The sequence below is a fragment of the Acinetobacter wanghuae genome, from assembly GCF_009557235.1.
Taxonomy (GTDB): domain Bacteria; phylum Pseudomonadota; class Gammaproteobacteria; order Pseudomonadales; family Moraxellaceae; genus Acinetobacter; species Acinetobacter wanghuae.
In genome coordinates this window covers 613,827-630,016 of record NZ_CP045650.1, presented here as the reverse complement: position 1 = coordinate 630,016, position 16,190 = coordinate 613,827, and the positions used below count along the sequence as shown (strand labels likewise).

16 protein-coding genes and 1 pseudogene are annotated in these 16,190 nt (G+C 39.5%); 4 read left to right on the top strand and 13 right to left on the bottom strand.

What is annotated here, in order from left to right; genetic code table 11:
• Positions 1 to 12: 12 nt before the first annotated feature.
• Together GFH30_RS02870 and GFH30_RS02865 are read left to right on the top strand one after the other, a co-directional pair.
• Positions 13 to 2,715: a hypothetical protein gene (locus GFH30_RS02870; protein WP_153370810.1), complete on the top strand. Its 2,703-nt coding sequence runs from the start codon at positions 13 to 15 to the stop codon at positions 2,713 to 2,715.
• Positions 2,716 to 2,909: 194 nt separating this feature from the next.
• Entirely contained in the window at positions 2,910 to 3,845 is a 936-nt protein-coding gene (locus GFH30_RS02865) for a tRNA dihydrouridine synthase (protein WP_153370809.1), read from the top strand.
• Between the two features lie 33 nt (positions 3,846 to 3,878).
• Here GFH30_RS02865 and GFH30_RS02860 read toward each other — a convergent pair.
• The 4 genes and pseudogenes from GFH30_RS02860 to rpe form a co-directional block, all read right to left on the bottom strand.
• Positions 3,879 to 4,529, bottom strand: a pseudogene (locus GFH30_RS02860) (nuclease-related domain-containing protein).
• An 18-nt stretch (positions 4,530 to 4,547) separates the two neighbouring features.
• Complete coding sequence (locus GFH30_RS02855; protein ID WP_153370808.1) at positions 4,548 to 5,036, bottom strand: methylated-DNA--[protein]-cysteine S-methyltransferase; 489 nt, start codon at positions 5,034 to 5,036, stop codon at positions 4,548 to 4,550.
• Positions 5,037 to 5,102: 66 nt separating this feature from the next.
• A complete protein-coding gene (sugE, locus tag GFH30_RS02850; RefSeq protein ID WP_153370807.1) occupies positions 5,103 to 5,420 on the bottom strand; it encodes a quaternary ammonium compound efflux SMR transporter SugE in 318 nt (105 codons plus the stop codon).
• Between the two features lie 612 nt (positions 5,421 to 6,032).
• The gene (gene rpe, locus GFH30_RS02845) at positions 6,033 to 6,719 is read right to left on the bottom strand and encodes a ribulose-phosphate 3-epimerase (protein ID WP_153370806.1); all 687 of its coding nucleotides are present in this window, start codon (positions 6,717 to 6,719) and stop codon (positions 6,033 to 6,035) included.
• 179 nt (positions 6,720 to 6,898) lie between these two features.
• Here rpe and GFH30_RS02840 point away from each other — a divergent pair, with 179 nt between their 5' ends.
• Positions 6,899 to 7,174 carry a DUF2218 domain-containing protein gene (locus GFH30_RS02840; protein ID WP_153370805.1) on the top strand — a complete coding sequence of 92 codons (276 nt, stop codon included), beginning with the start codon at positions 6,899 to 6,901 and terminating at the stop codon, positions 7,172 to 7,174.
• Positions 7,175 to 7,189: 15 nt separating this feature from the next.
• Here GFH30_RS02840 and GFH30_RS02835 read toward each other — a convergent pair whose 3' ends face one another.
• The 9 genes from GFH30_RS02835 to GFH30_RS02795 all read right to left on the bottom strand — a co-directional run bounded on the left by GFH30_RS02835 (position 7,190) and on the right by GFH30_RS02795 (position 15,471).
• Complete coding sequence (locus tag GFH30_RS02835) at positions 7,190 to 8,224, bottom strand: M48 family metallopeptidase (protein ID WP_153370804.1); 1,035 nt, start codon at positions 8,222 to 8,224, stop codon at positions 7,190 to 7,192.
• A 14-nt stretch (positions 8,225 to 8,238) separates the two neighbouring features.
• Positions 8,239 to 9,357 (bottom strand): YjgN family protein, encoded by a 1,119-nt coding sequence (locus tag GFH30_RS02830; RefSeq protein WP_153370803.1) that lies wholly within the window; start codon positions 9,355 to 9,357, stop codon positions 8,239 to 8,241.
• 112 nt (positions 9,358 to 9,469) lie between these two features.
• Positions 9,470 to 10,306: an S-formylglutathione hydrolase gene (fghA, locus tag GFH30_RS02825; RefSeq protein ID WP_153370802.1), complete on the bottom strand. Its 837-nt coding sequence runs from the start codon at positions 10,304 to 10,306 to the stop codon at positions 9,470 to 9,472.
• A 41-nt stretch (positions 10,307 to 10,347) separates the two neighbouring features.
• Positions 10,348 to 11,730 carry a C13 family peptidase gene (locus GFH30_RS02820; protein ID WP_153370801.1) on the bottom strand — a complete coding sequence of 461 codons (1,383 nt, stop codon included), beginning with the start codon at positions 11,728 to 11,730 and terminating at the stop codon, positions 10,348 to 10,350.
• 125 nt (positions 11,731 to 11,855) lie between these two features.
• Positions 11,856 to 12,674 (bottom strand): class I SAM-dependent methyltransferase, encoded by an 819-nt coding sequence (locus GFH30_RS02815; RefSeq protein ID WP_153370800.1) that lies wholly within the window; start codon positions 12,672 to 12,674, stop codon positions 11,856 to 11,858.
• Entirely contained in the window at positions 12,668 to 13,492 is an 825-nt protein-coding gene (locus GFH30_RS02810) for an undecaprenyl-diphosphate phosphatase (RefSeq protein ID WP_153370799.1), read from the bottom strand. The genes GFH30_RS02815 and GFH30_RS02810 overlap by 7 nt, the downstream gene beginning before the upstream one ends.
• A gap of 16 nt (positions 13,493 to 13,508) precedes the next feature.
• Positions 13,509 to 14,174 (bottom strand): tRNA (adenosine(37)-N6)-threonylcarbamoyltransferase complex dimerization subunit type 1 TsaB, encoded by a 666-nt coding sequence (gene tsaB, locus GFH30_RS02805; RefSeq protein WP_153370798.1) that lies wholly within the window; start codon positions 14,172 to 14,174, stop codon positions 13,509 to 13,511.
• 138 nt (positions 14,175 to 14,312) lie between these two features.
• Complete coding sequence (locus GFH30_RS02800) at positions 14,313 to 14,843, bottom strand: gamma carbonic anhydrase family protein (RefSeq protein ID WP_153370797.1); 531 nt, start codon at positions 14,841 to 14,843, stop codon at positions 14,313 to 14,315.
• 10 nt (positions 14,844 to 14,853) lie between these two features.
• Entirely contained in the window at positions 14,854 to 15,471 is a 618-nt protein-coding gene (locus GFH30_RS02795; RefSeq protein WP_153370796.1) for an NUDIX hydrolase, read from the bottom strand.
• Positions 15,472 to 15,596: 125 nt separating this feature from the next.
• On the opposite strand from GFH30_RS02795, the gene GFH30_RS02790 reads away from it, so the two are divergent.
• Positions 15,597 to 16,145 carry an NUDIX hydrolase gene (locus GFH30_RS02790; protein ID WP_153370795.1) on the top strand — a complete coding sequence of 183 codons (549 nt, stop codon included), beginning with the start codon at positions 15,597 to 15,599 and terminating at the stop codon, positions 16,143 to 16,145.
• Positions 16,146 to 16,190: the final 45 nt, after the last annotated feature.

Below are 16,190 nucleotides of genomic sequence, written 5' to 3'. Positions count from 1 at the left end.
TGAGGATGAGCAATGCAAACATTTAAAAAACAAAACGGCATGGCAACAATTCTTTTAGTATTGCTCATAGGAATCACAGTCATGTTAATTACGGCTTCGGTTGCACGAGCACTGATGACTAAAAAAGAAGCGGCAACCGCTGCACATGCACAAACCAATGCACAAATTTTGGGTTGGGCGGGTGTCAGTGCATTTAGGGAATATCTCACAAAAAAGGGATCCGAAAACTTTAAAAATATTCAACAATTAAGTGGTCAAAATATTACTTTAAAATATTCAGACAACCATAAAGTAAATGCAACTGTCACTAAAATCATTGGTTGCCATACTGCAGGGGGCACATGTACCGTTATAGCAGATATTGCAGCAAATAATAGTAGCGCTCAAGCAGCCACCACAATCACTGTTACATATGACATCACTATTGTAAATGGTAGTGTTAATGTCGTGGACCAAGCCATCCAAGCAAGCTTAGGTGGTAATGTTCATTTTAGTGGTAACACAATAAAAACAGAGCTACCTAATTCAAAAGTAACTATTAATGTAGATGGTAATGTAGCAATATTAGCAGATTTTAAACTGGAAAATATCAGTGAACTAACTATCAATTCCAAAGGTAATATAGATATAAATTGTATTGCTTCCGAATGTGAAAAATTTCGTAATGTTCATTTGAATGCCAAAGGTTCGGTTACTATTCATGAGGGCATAATTACTAAACCTGCTCAATTTGGTAATATTAGCGCTGAAGGAGATGTAACACTTCAAACCCATGTCCATGCACAAAATGTAAAAACTTTAGGAAAAGTTTATATTGCGACTAGCTCTTCAGCACAAAATATTGATGCTGTAGGTCAAGTAAAATTATACCAAAGTCAAACTTCTGCAAATATTAATTCGAATAATGATGTTATTTTAATCCTAAGCTCTTCGGCAAATAATATTAATGCGCGTAATGTTCAAATAGGCACAGAATTAGGAGGAGGAAATACTGTTAAAGGCAATATTATTGCTCGAGGGTGGGTAGAAGTCGGTAATTCGTTATTACTTGATGGTAATAATACGGTTCAAGGAAATATTTACGCTTCAAATTATGTAAAAGTTGGACGTGGAATACAGTTGAGAAGCAAGGTTTTAGGTAGTATTCAGTCTAACCAATATATACATTTAGATAATGCCGAAGCTACAAGTGAATCTAGCCAGTACTTAAGTGCAGGTACGTATATTCGTTTATATAATGCTGAAGTTAAAGGCTCAGTATATACAAAGAATGGAAAAATTGATGCAGATTTAAGCAGTGATGTGCGTCAAAGTGCGTACATTAATGGAAATATTGAGATAAGCATAACTTCAAAAATTCATGGAAATGCTATATATAGCGGTAGCATAAACAATATAACAAGAATTGGTGGTAATCGATCTAAAAAAACTACAGCTGAGATACTTACATACATGAAAGATCATTATGTAATTAATATGGAACCACCAGTTAATTCAATAAGTATCTACAATTCAATTAATGACCTAATGAACTTTGGAATGCTCATAGACGTCAAACAATATAAGCTTGATGCAAATTATATATTTCAAAGAAGCATCGGCGGATTTACCCGAGTATATTTAAACCATTTAAAAAATAAAGTAACAGGCGATATTTACATATATGGGAAAAATGCAACTACAGGTGCTTACGAACAACAAGTCATTAAAAATGGTTCTTTCTCACCTATTCAAGAGAACAATGGCAATCCTTTCTATCTAGCAGATTATGGGATAGATAGAGTTAAACCTTGGTGGGAGATTATTACACTGAATAGAAGTGGAGCAATATGTGCACAAGTCAATGGAAAAAAATGTAGTAGTAAAATAGTTGGCTATTTACCTCGTTTGGATATTACTAGATCTAGTGAGGGTTTTACTGAAGACTATCATTACGATGGCAGCTACTACAACTTAAGATCATCCAGTGGTATATCTTCACTAGATAATGCGGCTTTTGCTCCTGGAATTTTGTATTTCGATGGACCAGTGACCATTGCTGGAGCTCTTGCAGGTGGCAACTCAAAATCAACTTACACAAATACCATCTTGGCTGAGGGTCGTATCTCTGCTTCAGCAACATCACCAAGAATCTACTCACCATATAACATATTACGGGAAAAAAATGATGCAGCAATCATCTGTAACAGAGCTTTAAAAACAGCAGATGGATCACAAGATTTCTCAAGTCTATTGCCAAATACTAACCCTGAAACTATTTCAAATGTATATTTAATTCCAACAAATCTATGTAAAAATGAATCAGAATTTTCTTACTCTATGGATCGCGATCCTTCCACGGGTAAAATTCTAGATGTGAATATTGATGACAATAACAATATATCCAGATTAGTACCTAAACTAGATTTAGGCTACGTAGCATTGATGTCCAATGATTATATTGATATCGGTACTTGTACCTTAATCTATGGCGATACCCTTGCACGTAATAAAATGAAATCACATAGTATCGATGCAGGATGTATTACCAAAGGTGGTTTAGTGGGCAATATGAGTAGTCAGGGATACGATAAAGAAACTAATACTTTTGGTACTGGTTTTGTTTATACAATTCCTAAAGAAAATCATACTGGGATTAAGACAGAAACAGTTACTTCTACCGACACTGGTATAAAAGTCGAATCAACTACTTCTGGGTGGGCACGGTATAAATAACATCATCAAATATACAAGATTGAAATAGCGTATCTGAGGATGCGCTATTTTTATTAGAGATCATTCATCATGTCATAAATTACCATCGTTTCTGACTCTTGGAATTTTCAATCTCAAATCAATTTTCACCCTTGCCTAGACATTCCGTGCAAAAAATCGTATAACCCTGTTTTTCTCTTTACAGGTCTGACCCTTTGAAACTTGTTCTTGCACCGATGGAAGGCTTAACCGATCCCATTATGCGTGATGTACTTACGTCTGTTGGAAGCTTTGACTGGTGTGTGACTGAGTTTATCCGTGTCACCGATTCAATTCTGCCCGATCATGTCTATCATAGTTATTGTCCTGAACTGTTAAACGATGGAAAAACAGCATCGGGTACGCCTGTGCATGTACAGTTTTTAGGCAATAATCCTGACATAATGGCCGCCAATGCGGTAAAAGTAGCTGAAATGGGTGCACCTGCAATTGATATGAATTTTGGTTGTCCTGCCAAAACTGTCAATCGACATCGCGGTGGTTCGGTTTTATTAGATGAACCTGAAGTGGTTTACCAGTTAATTAAAGCCGTGCGTGATGCCGTTCCAAGTCATATTCCTGTCTCGGCAAAAATGCGTCTAGGCTATATGGATCGCAATTTCATGATGGAAAATGCGCATGCGATTCAAGGTGCAGGTGCTGCATGGGTCACCGTACATGCACGCACGAAGGCGGACGGTTATACTCCCCCTGCTTTTTGGGATCAATTGGCACCTATTCGTGAAGCTTTAAACATTAATGTGATTGCGAATGGTGAAATTTGGAACAATACTGATGCAAAGCAATGTCAGCTTGAATCAGGTTGTGAAGACCTTATGATTGGTCGTGGCGCTGTGACCACACCGGACATTACTCAATGCATTCGCCAAAATAGTGATGATGCATTACTGGGTTGGAATGATCTATTAGCATTACAAATTCGCTTCTTAAATGGTGCGTATAAAAAAGAAATGAATATGGTGGGACGTTATAAACAATGGCTTGGCATGATGTCTAAGCACTATCCTGAAGCCAAAGCTTTATGGGACATTGTAAAGCGCATCAAACCGCTTGATGAAATTGTCGATCATTTAAAGTTTTCAAAAATTTAATACGATGAGCCTTTGCATTAAGCAAGGGCTTTTTTATGGCTGCTTGCGCTGTCTTAAATTTTTTACGTGCTCTCGATTGGTTTTCCAAGATTTTTCTAATGATGCAATTTCTAATCGTTGATGAATCATCATAAGTTGATCTGGCGAAATAACTTCAGATTGGAATGTTTTTATATATTCAATCCAATCTCGGTCTAAAAAAACACCCTTAGGTAACTTGGACTTAAACTCAGCACTTCCCACAAAAACAACAATACTGATAAACACATTAGGTGGAACTAAATCTGCGAATAAAGATTCCAAAGTTTTAATATGCTTATAATTTTGATGAATTGGGTTCTGAAATTTATGCTTCTGCCGATAGATCGTTTGCGTCCACTGCTTTTGCCTTTCACTGCCAAAGATCCAACCTTTATAATTTTTAGTTTCGATCACAAACAAGCCATAAGGGCTCATCACAATATGATCGATTTGTGTCGTACCACCTTAGTTATCTGGCAAGGTCACATCATTTACAAGCACATAAGGTTCAACTAAATATTTTTTAAAATCATCCCGAATATACTTTTCTCCCAATTTACCTTTAATCATCGGTAGAAAAATACGGAAAAGTATTCCCACTAGACCTGCACCTAACACCCAATAAGTTAGGAAACTAAACATTGCTGAAAATGGATTATCCATAAAATATTTCTTCTACTTTTAAATTTTATTTGTCTTTTCAAGATTCAATAGTATTTCTTTATTCGCTAAACCGCCGGCAAAGCCCACTAACTTACCATCAGCACCAATCACACGATGACAAGGTGCAATAATCGAAATTGGATTACGTCCAATAGCACTACCTACAGCACGTACAGCTTTTAGATTTCCAATGGCTAAAGCAATTTCTTTATAAGTGCGTGTTTCGCCATATGGAATATTAAGTAAAGCTCGCCAAACCTGCTGCTGAAAATCTGTACCATTCAATTTCAAAGGTAGATCAAAGCGTTGTCTGTAACCTTGGAAATATTCACTAAGCTGCTTTTGGGTTTCAATCAAAATAATATTGTTCTGATTTTCAACCAAGTGATGCAAGCGAACGCGATTGGCTTTTTCGCACTCCCAAAGCACAGCAACCAATGCTTGTTCATCAGCAACTAACTGCAATCTGCCCACGGGCGAATGCATATAAAGATAATTTAACGTCATGAGCATGAAAATCTGTGATACAGGCGATTGATCTTAGCGCAAATATCACAGATTCCGTGATTCGTTTTACGTTGAAGATAATTTCATCAACACTAAACCCGATATGATCAAAACAGCAGCCAACATACGCATCGCGGTTGCAGGTTCACCTAATACCATAATGCCGACTAAAAATGATCCCACTGCCCCAATACCTGTCCAAATGGTATATGCCGTCCCTAAGGGCAAAGTACGCATGGCATAAGCCAATAAGCCGAAACTCAGGATCATAAAAACAATGGTAATAATACTAGGCGTTAATTTGGAAAAACCTTCGGACATTTTCATTGAATATGCCCAAATAATTTCAAATAATCCTGCCAGTATGAGGGTAATCCAGGCCATCACGCCTTACTCCTTTTCAAGAATCAGGTCGTCCTGAATATTACACTTGTCAGATTCACATGAATAACAACAAGGGAGGTCGTTCCTCCTATTATTCCAAGTATTTTATAAAATCGTGGTTACAAATTGAAGATCAATTACAAAATTGCCTCAATTTTTGAAGGACTCGTGCGACATCATTTAATAGCGTGAATGGCAGAGCTTGGATCCACATTAGGTAAATTTCACTTGATTTATCTATTTAATTGACTACTTATCAAGCTAATTGGTGTGGATAACAACACAGCACTGAGCAAGTTATACACATTAATCAAATGATTAAATCTGTATTTATCCCTTAATTTAAAGTCGATTTATTTTTAGTAATGCTCAATTAATGAGTAGCAATAACCTCACATAACGAATATAAAATAAACAGATATTTTCAGTACTTAGAATGTATAAAAAGAACTCATTTGAGTTCTTTTTATACATATAACGTCTAATATTTAAACGTAATGACTGCAAGCGTCTAGATTTTAATCAAGATATCCATATGGTTATCAACATAGATATCTACATAGTTATCCATAAACTTATCCACAAAAGCAATCAGCTTAAATTTAAAAACGATTACAGCTGAATTTGACCCACTTTTGATAATTCTAAACGCATTTCATCAATCACTGTTTTGTAATCAGGTTTACCAAAAATTGCTGAACCAGATACAAACATATCCGCACCCGCTTCAGCAATTTCACGAATATTTGCAGGACCAACGCCGCCATCCACTTCTAAGCGAATATCACGACCTGATGCATCAATGATTTTGCGTGCTTCACGTAACTTCTCTAAGGTCATTGGAATAAATTTCTGACCACCAAAGCCTGGGTTCACGCTCATTAAGAGTACTTGATCGACTTTATCAAGTACATAATCAAGGTAATGTAATGGTGTTGCAGGGTTAAATACCAAACCTGCTTTCGCACCACCTGCTTTAATCAATTGCAATGAACGATCAATATGATCTGACGCTTCAGGGTGGAACGTAATAATATCTGCACCTGCTTCAAGGAAATCGCCAATCATACGATCCACAGGTTTGACCATCAAATGCACATCAATCGGTGCTTGGATACCGTATTTTTTTAAGGCTTTACATACGCCCGCACCAAAAGTCAGGTTCGGTACATAATGGTTATCCATCACGTCGAAATGCACGACATCTGCGCCTGCTTCCAACACTTTTTCAACGTCTTCACCAAGACGTGCAAAGTCGGCAGATAAAATTGAAGGTGCGATTAAAAATGGCTTAGACATGGGACAACCTGAAGTATATGGAGATCAATGTCCCATTATAGCAAATAGTCATGAATCCTGTCGGATTGAGCAAATGCATCTATATACTGCGCTCAAGACCTTACAATATTTTAAATAAAAGCTGTTTGTGTTGACTAAAACACACTTTATGATAGATCGATCAAGACATAGGCGACCTTATGAAAAGCTCAGCTCACATTGCAACACTACAAGCCGCACGTATTGCAAAACGCTTATCTAAACATTGGGAACATAAGTTCCCTGTGAACACTGCGACAAATACAATTGAAATTGAGATGCCAAAAGCACAACTACGCCTATCACCGACATTGAGTGATCTATATGTGGAGATCAAAGCGCATGACGAAAGTGTTGATCTCGTTCATTTACAACAAGTCGTAATTAATCATTTAGAACGTATGGGAAATGAACGCTTAACAACCGAATGGCATTAAAGCATGCATCAAGGATTAATGTCCTTGATGCTGCATTTCAAAATCTTTCACCGCTTGAATACGATCCTTGGTTGCAGGATGGCTACTTAAAAATTCTAGAATTGATTTTTCGTTCTCGTCTTGTTCGCCATTATGCTTTGCCAAACGCTCTAAGAACTGCGCAAAATATTGAGTCGAAATCTGATGCTGATACATGGTTTTTAAAGCGTACTGATCTGCTTCAGCTTCAAAATCACGCGAATAACTCGAACCGATCATAGCAACAGGAACTGTCGTAATTAAGTCCGATGCGTCACCCGTAATCAAAATTACAATCGCACTAAAACCTAAACTGCTGATGGCTTGTTGCAAACTATGTCGCTCTGCTAAATGCCCCTGCTCATGAGCAAGAACACCAATGATTTCGCGATCATCTGCTGCTAGCTTCACCAGTTCATCAGTCAGCACAATCGTATTATTGGGAATTGCGAGCGCATTCGCACCAATACTATCCCCCTGTCTAAATAAAATTTTCGCAGGTTTTTGCTGACCAAACAACTTTTGATAATCCGCGGTAATTTTATCCTGACGCGCTTGAGGTAATTGACTTGGCGCAGTGGCGTTTATTAAATATTCTTCAGCTTGGTCACCGATACTTTTTAACGTGTCGGCAGGTAAATATTTTGCCACTTGATAGGCCGCTGTTGGAATTCCCCATTTAACAGTCGCAAAAGCAAAAGCTGCCACGAAAATCACACTAAATAAAATAAGTGAAGGTGAACGCTCTAATTTCCAAATCGAATTGTTTTTATTTTTATGATCCAAATCAAACCAAGCAGGTAATGGTTCTGAAAACTCAATGCGTGCATCATCTTTGAGTTCAATCACTGGATGAATTTGACCTAGGGCACCAATCAAAGTCATGTCTTTGTAGGTATAGATCTTTTCGACCGTACCATGGTCTTGATATTCGATTTGCACAGAATGCTTATTCCACGCATAGAGTTTTGCTTGGCGTGGTTGTGACACAATCCCATCATAGAAAATCACATGAATTGGCTGCAAAGACATGACTGGGCTTCCTATTAAAGTGAAATATCAAGATCAAAAATATCGCTAATTTCTTCAGCAATCGCACTATGATCTTTTTGCAATTGATTCATCATCGTGTTCGGATCATTATTTAAATATAAACTGAGTGATTCAACCTTGTAACGATAAATACGAATTGCAGCCCATGGTGTAAGCAAGCCTAAACTGATGATTCTTAAAACCCAATTACTGATTACAATCCAAACAAAAGTCACTTGACTACAATCGGTTTGAAACTTACTACGACTTAAAACCACGTTATTCCATGTCGCCATAAAAATACGCGCTTGAATCCATGGCCAAAATACAAATAACAACACGACATAAGCCAACGCGATCAAGCCAACTAAGCCGCTTAAGGCAACAGGGTCATACATCACATTGCCCAATTTTGGCATGCCAACGCTCATCAATAACATCACTGAAAATGCCATCAATGCCAACACAGGAACATAGACGGCTTTCATGAAATCGAGCCATGTTGCGGTAAAGCGAAATTTAAGCTGACCTGCATACAAATGATCAAAACAATAGCGCTTATAAAATAACAGTAACACGGGAAAAATAAGACCCGCTGTCAACAGAAACAACACCATGGATTTAAAAAAGATCCAATAGGCTTGTTTATTGCTACCCGAAAAATAAAATCGTGCATTACTAAATTTACTATTGCGTGCATTAAAGCGGATGGTGGCACGTAACAACCAAGGCACGGCAAGATAAACCACGAGTAATCCAATCAACATCCATTTGACAGACAAGTTTGAAATGACTGAAATGGCAAAATAAATAGCGAGTGCAATCAAACGCCCTTTTAAAATTTTGCTCGGTATACCGGTAAAGTCAAAACGCCGTTGTATAAGTTCAGTATTACCGTAAAAATAGCGCAGACGACGCACTTTTGCCCACGGCGAATATAGCCCTAAGGTCACAATCATCAATACAATATTAACGATCCAAATACCAAAATATTCTAGTCCTGTGCCATGAAAGCCAAAGCGTTGGATTTTATTCAGTCTAACCGCATAGCGGTCATCTGTAGGAATCTCGGGTGGAAAAGGTGAATCAAATGACGAGGGTCGTACTGGATTAAACTCTTCGTTATTTTGCATAGATGACCTAATTTTTATTATTTAATGTATTTTACAGTAAGGATTGAGTGCGATGATGTTTATTCACACTCAGCCCTTCACACATAAAATTTAAAATGAATGCAATAGCGTTTTAAGCTTGTAATTGAACCGCATGGAATTGCAAATGATCATCAATAAAGCTTTGAATGAAATAATAACCATGATCATAGCCTTGATGTTCACGTAAACTCAGCTTTTGTCCGACTGCATCGCAGGCTTGTTGCAATAAAGCAGGATTCAGTTGACTATAAAATTGATCTGAAAAACCTTGATCAATCAAAATATCACTAAAGAGCGCACCTTTGGCTTGGATCAATGCAGTCGCATCATGTTGCAGCCATTCTTCACGATCATCGCCCAAATAATTTGAAAAAGCTTTTTCACCCCAAGGGCATTGGCTCGGTGCACAAATGGGTGCAAAGGCTGAGACAGATTTGAATTTTTCTGGATATTTAAAGGCTAAGGTTAATGCCCCATGTCCACCCATTGAATGCCCAAAAATACCAATACTGTCTTGTTGAATGTCGAATTCTTGATTCACTAATTGATAAAGCTCATCCACTATAAAGCTTTCCATTTGGAAATGCTCAGCCCATGGCGCTTGTGTGGCATTGATATAAAAACCTGCTCCCTGACCAATATCCCAATGGTCACCTTCTGCCACACCCTCGCCACGCGGTGAAGTATCTGGCGTAATCAAAATGAGACCCAACTGCGCAGCCAAACGTTGTGCATGCGCTTTAATGGCAAAGGTTTCTTCATTACAGGTTAAGCCCGCCAAATAAAATAAGGCAGGACAGCTTTGTCCTTGTAAGGCTTGAGATGGTAAATAAATCCCAAACTTCGTGCTATTTTTTAGGACGTGCGATTCAAAGGCATAAATACGCTGCTCGCCATCAAAGCTTTTGTTGTTCTGTAATAATTCCACGTGCATTCCCCTCTTTGCCTACAGGCATTGATCATGACATTTTAAGGTGTTTTTAATGCGGTGGTCGCAGGTGGAAATAAGCGCTGCTCTAATTGTGGCAGCATCAATTCCATATTTTTACCAATCGACCACTGTGGCTCAGAAGGTTCAAAACCTTGAGCCGCTTCCCATTTCGCAACGGTTGTACGCGCTTGCTCAAATGCGCCCTTAAATGAACTTTGCTCACGCATCGCTTCATCAAAGAAAGCCCGCCCAAAGTAAGTATAGTCTGCTTCGTTCGAACAACCAAAAGACTGACGATCTGCTGCAGATGCAGTAATAATCAAAGTATTGTCATCTTGTAATGCGGGTACAAAACTTCCCGAATAACATGAACCCACCACAATCACACGCCAACGAATACCTGAAGCATCTAAAGTTTGCTTTAACCATTTTGGATCGACTTGCGCCAAATCTAAGGGCGCATTTTCCATTTCAAAGGTATTCGGCAAACCATGTGAGGTCATATATAAAAATAACACATCGCCTTCACGGTTCATTTGCTGCCCAATACGGCGCAGTGCCAATTCCATACTGGTTTTGGTAGCAATGGGAACTTCTGTCCGCGTAGCAGGATGATTAATCAGTGAAATTGAACGACCAAAAGTTCCAAAGCGAGTATCAAACTGTTCACGTATCCGTGAAATTTCAAATTGGAAAACATCTTGATAACTCGCACCCGCAACGCCCATAAAGTACCAATGCGACTGGGCAAACTCACCAAACTGAATATTATCTAGTGCTTTATTGAGTAAGGTCGGCTGAGCATAAAAGGCATCTTCAGCAAAACTCGGCGATTGTTGCTCAACCTTCCAAATCGGTTGATCTTTGACGGAAATTTGCCAGACAACTAAGGTTGCCAAGGTTGCCAGCATAATTAAGGCACGTTCCCACCATGGCCACTTTAATTCACGTGAGAACACCCAAACCACAGCCAAACTTTGCCAAACAAACAGTCCGACAAAAAGCGTAGGAACATAGTCATATAAAAAATAAGGCAGATAATCAATGTCACCCAAGAACTGAATAAGACATTGAAACAGCATGATATGCGTGTCGAGTACCAACCACAGTAAGGCAGGCACCAACATCAAACGTGGGTTGTTAATGCGTTGGGATAAGAAAATCCCCACAATAAGCGCAATAAACGGCCAAAGTGCGTAACTAATCAGACCTTGAGAGTTAAAATCTCCCATACGACCTGAACTGAGCCAGCTAAATAAACTATTGGCACAGCCACCTAAGATTCCCCAGAACACCAATTGCATGATGGATGGTCGAACCAGTTGTAAAGAACGCCTTGAACCGAGAAATAACCATATTCCGGCAGTTTGGTTGCTCTTAAAATCATGCCAAAAATTAATGGAAGGTTTAAAATCGATCATAGGATGTCGTGGAGATAAAGTGGCTCGCTGATTCGCTCAATAAGTTTATGCCTGATAAAGTATTAATCAATGCTATTTTTCAACTATATAGCAAATCCTTGGTTAATTTAGAAGCAAATATCCCGCTAAGATACAAGATCATGCTGAAAATACGCATCAAAACGACACGCATCCCCTTGCCATTGATGATTTGTTTCTTTTCCTGCCAAAAATACGGCTAATCGAGGACGTTTGACCACCACACGTTTGGCAATTTTTTGTGCCAATTCGAGTAAATTATCGCCCAAATCCATCTCACCATGTTCAGGCAATAACATATGCAAGAGCTGCATTTGTTTTTTCACCTGTGCTTGTTTTTTGACGGCTTGTTGGTTTTGGTCGCGCTGTGGGAACATCGGATCTAAATACACTACATCAAAGACTGCTTTTTGTTGTGCTTGCGCTGTTAAATAGTCTGCTGAATCTGAAAAAACCAAATGAATCCGCGACACGACATTTGCCAAAAAGGCATCTTGTTGTGCACGCGTATGACTGTCTTCAAGCAAAGTAAACAAAATAGGATGACGTTCAACCAAAGTAACATTTGCACCCAAATGCGCCATCAACAAACTGTCATGTCCTAATCCTGCCGTAGCATCCACTAAGTTTGGTTTTTCCCCAAGATTACAAGCGCGTGCAATCATTTCAGACTTCAAGGAAGCACGTTTCAAGCGTCCAACTTCCGCATGCCAATCAGGTTGCATTTTCATGCCATTGGCACACAACCATAAGCCCGCAGCATCGACACAAAGCGCCAAATCAGGATGCAAACGTAAAAAGCGTGCATTCAATTTGTCGATCTGCTGTAGCTCGACGTCTACCCCACGAGCAAAAAGCACAGCCTTAAATTGCTGTGCTTGTTCGAGATCGTCAGATTCAGTATATAAGCGAATCACGCCTACCATAAATTCCAACCTGTATATGCAAATAAGAGGATCAAGATACCCGACACAATGCGATACCATGCAAAGACCATGAAATCACGCTTTGCCACGTAAGCAACTAAGGCACGAATGAGGATTAACGCCGAAACAAAAGAGACCAATGTTCCAACACCCAGCACCCACCAGTCTTGAGTCGCATCAAATACATCATAGCTTTGATACAAATCGAGCAGCCCTGCACCAATAATCACAGGAATACCCAAGAAGAAAGAAAACTCAGTCGCAGCCTTACGTGAAACGCCTAAGAACATTGCACCAATAATGGTTGCCCCTGAACGTGATGTCCCCGGAATTAAAGACAAGACTTGAATCAAACCAATCCAAATAGCATCTTTAATACTTAAATCTTCTACTTCTTGCGCACGGACTTTAGGTGGATGTTTCTCAATCCAAATAATAATTAAACCACCAACGATCAACCCAATCGCAATGGCAATATTATTAAACAAGAGCTCTTTTACTGTTTGCCCTAAGGTGAGTCCAACCAAAATAATAGGAATCGATGCCAGAATTAAACCAATGCCCAATCGGCGACCTTGCGGCTCACCACTCACAATCCCTGTTGCAGCACCCCAAAGACGTGCCCAATATTCATAAATGACCGCAGCAATCGCACCCATTTGAATCGCAATCACAAAAACATCACTTTTTTCTTTTGTCCAGAAATTCATGAGTTCTGAGGCAAGAATCAAATGCCCTGTACTGGAAATGGGTAAAAATTCAGTAATCCCTTCCACAATACCCATAATGGCTGCTTTAAGGAGCAGTAAAAGATCCATGCTTTATCCTAATTAATTATGCTTTACCTTGTTCTGGAATTTTTTTCCACGCGTTGTCCCGTAAATATACAGGCAATGCCAATTCAGCGCTGACCCAATTTTGCGAATTGGCTGCAATACGTGCAATTTTTGCAATGTCTTGTGCATTCGCAGTGACATTTTTATATAAAGATGCGTCAGCTTGAACTAAATCGGCACCCGAACCAATCGGTGTATACACAACCGCTTCAGCGCCTAAGTTGTAATTTAACAACTGTTCTTCATTGACGGCTTGCATAATGCCATTGGCATCTAGCTGATAACTTGCGATATAGACTTCACTCATACGCGCATCGAGCACCGCAGTCACTTCAGTCAAACCATGTAAGCGATGGGCTGCTTGAGCTAAAGCTTGTAATGTCGATACCGGAATAACAGATAAATCATTCGCCCATGCCAAAGCCTGCGTCACTGCCGCATTAATACGCACCCCACTAAATGAACCGGGTCCACGGCTAAAGGCAATCGCGCTTAATTCTGAAACGTCGATATTCAGGCTGTTTAGCCCTTGCTCGATCATAGGGAGAATCGTTTGTGTTTGTGCCTTCGCGCGCGTATCGAGTTGGAAGAACAATTCTTGAGTGTCATCAATAACAGAGACGGAACACTGCTCATTGGCAGTTTCCAATGCCAGCACTTTCATGCACAACCTTAATTCGGAGAGTAAAAAACGTGAATTATAATACTCCACTCCCTGCAACTACGCGACATTTTCCATCGTGCGCTACAATTTCATTCAAATCGGGGCAACGACATCGACTATTCAAGTACGAAAAACGATTTAAAGTTGGATTTCGACCAGTTCTTTAAAATTTTGGAAATGATTGGCATAGTGCATTGCACTCATTTTCAACTTTTCAATGGTCGCCTCATCAACCGTTTTGACAATTTTACCTGGTGAACCCATCACGACAGAATTGTCAGGAATAATCTTGCCTTCTGGAATTAACGCATTCGCGCCAATAATACAGTTTTTACCAATCACAGCATGATTCAAAATCACAGCTTGTATGCCAATCAAGGTGTTATCGCCAATGGTGCAGCCGTGTAGCATCGCTTGATGACCGATCGTGACATAGTCACCAATATTCATTTCAATCCCTACATCGGTATGTAGCACTGCATTTTCTTGCACATTACTAAAATGCCCGATCCGAATTTTACTGTTATCGCCACGCACGACAGCGCCAAACCAAATACTGACTTGTTTACCCATCTCAACTTGACCGAGTACGGTTGCATTAGGTGCAATCCAACCATCCCATGGCTGATGTAATGCTGTGGGACTGTATCCTTGATAGCGATAAATCATCGAATACTTCCTATTGATCTTTAAAGAGTTTTATCGGGCGGAATGCAGGCGAATTAAGCAAGAATGGCCATTCTTTTTTATAATCTAAACCATATTTAAAGAGTGCGATGAGCATCCGTGCGGTCAAACCCCAAACCACTTCATTTTCAACCCGTATACTCGGAAAATACACCGATTGCTGCGCAAAGCGTACTTCATACGGAGTTGGTTTAGTTTCAATGATTTGGCGCAATGAGGCAAAAAAGATGCGATCAATTTCAGAAGGCTGAGGTGTGAGTTGTACCTGTGGCGGAATCAGCCCCACAATCGGCTTTACTAACATGCCATTTTTGGCTTTTTGCATCGGCAAATCACCAATCAAATTGACATCAAATGGATTAAGTGCCGTTTCTTCAAAGGCTTCTCGCAATGCCACGACAATATTACTGGTGTCTTCAGGATCGCGCTTTCCTCCAGGAAAAGACACTTCACCCGGATGATTATTTAAATAAGCAGAACGGCGAGTCAGCAATACTTTCGGATCGGCTTCATCTGTAATCGCAATTAACACCGCGGCATGCGCAGGCTGAATACGTTTCGAAAACCGTAAACGCTGTTGCAACTTTAATGTTAATTCACGCTCATTCATATACACCGCATTCCATTATTGTTTGATTTTTATCATAGCTGATTTTTGAATCATGCGGATAGAAATGATGCCAAAATTTGATTTTTCAGTTATCCTGATTCTACTTTTTATCCTTGATGATGAATATGAACTTTTGTGTAGCATGCGGGCATAAAACAACAGAAAAGATCCCTTTAGGCGATCAGAAAATACGGCGTGTATGCGAAAGCTGTGGTTATATTCATTATGTCAATCCGAAAGTCATCTGCGGTGCATTGGTACTCTTTGAAGATAAAGTCCTGTTGTGCAGACGTGCCATAGAACCTCGTTATGGCTTATGGACCCTCCCTGCAGGTTACATGGAAATGCTAGAGACTATGGAACAAGGTGCAGCCCGTGAAACGCGCGAAGAAGCCGAAGCGGAAGTAGAGATTGAACAACTTTACTGTATGTACAATATTCCACGTATTGGACAAATTTATGTCCTATTTAAAGCCAACCTAGTCGATGGAAAATTTGGCGCAGGTGAAGAAACCATTGAAAGTCGACTCTTTGATGAAGCTGATATTCCTTGGGGTGAATTGGCTTTTCCAAGTGTAGAACGCACGTTGAGACATTATTTTGAAGATCGTAAAAATGCAGTTTATCCGATGCATTTAGAAACCTTAGGTTCACGTTTAGACCAAACTGGTTAACTCATCATTTCAATGAAGCTATAAAAAAGCCCATCAATTGATGGG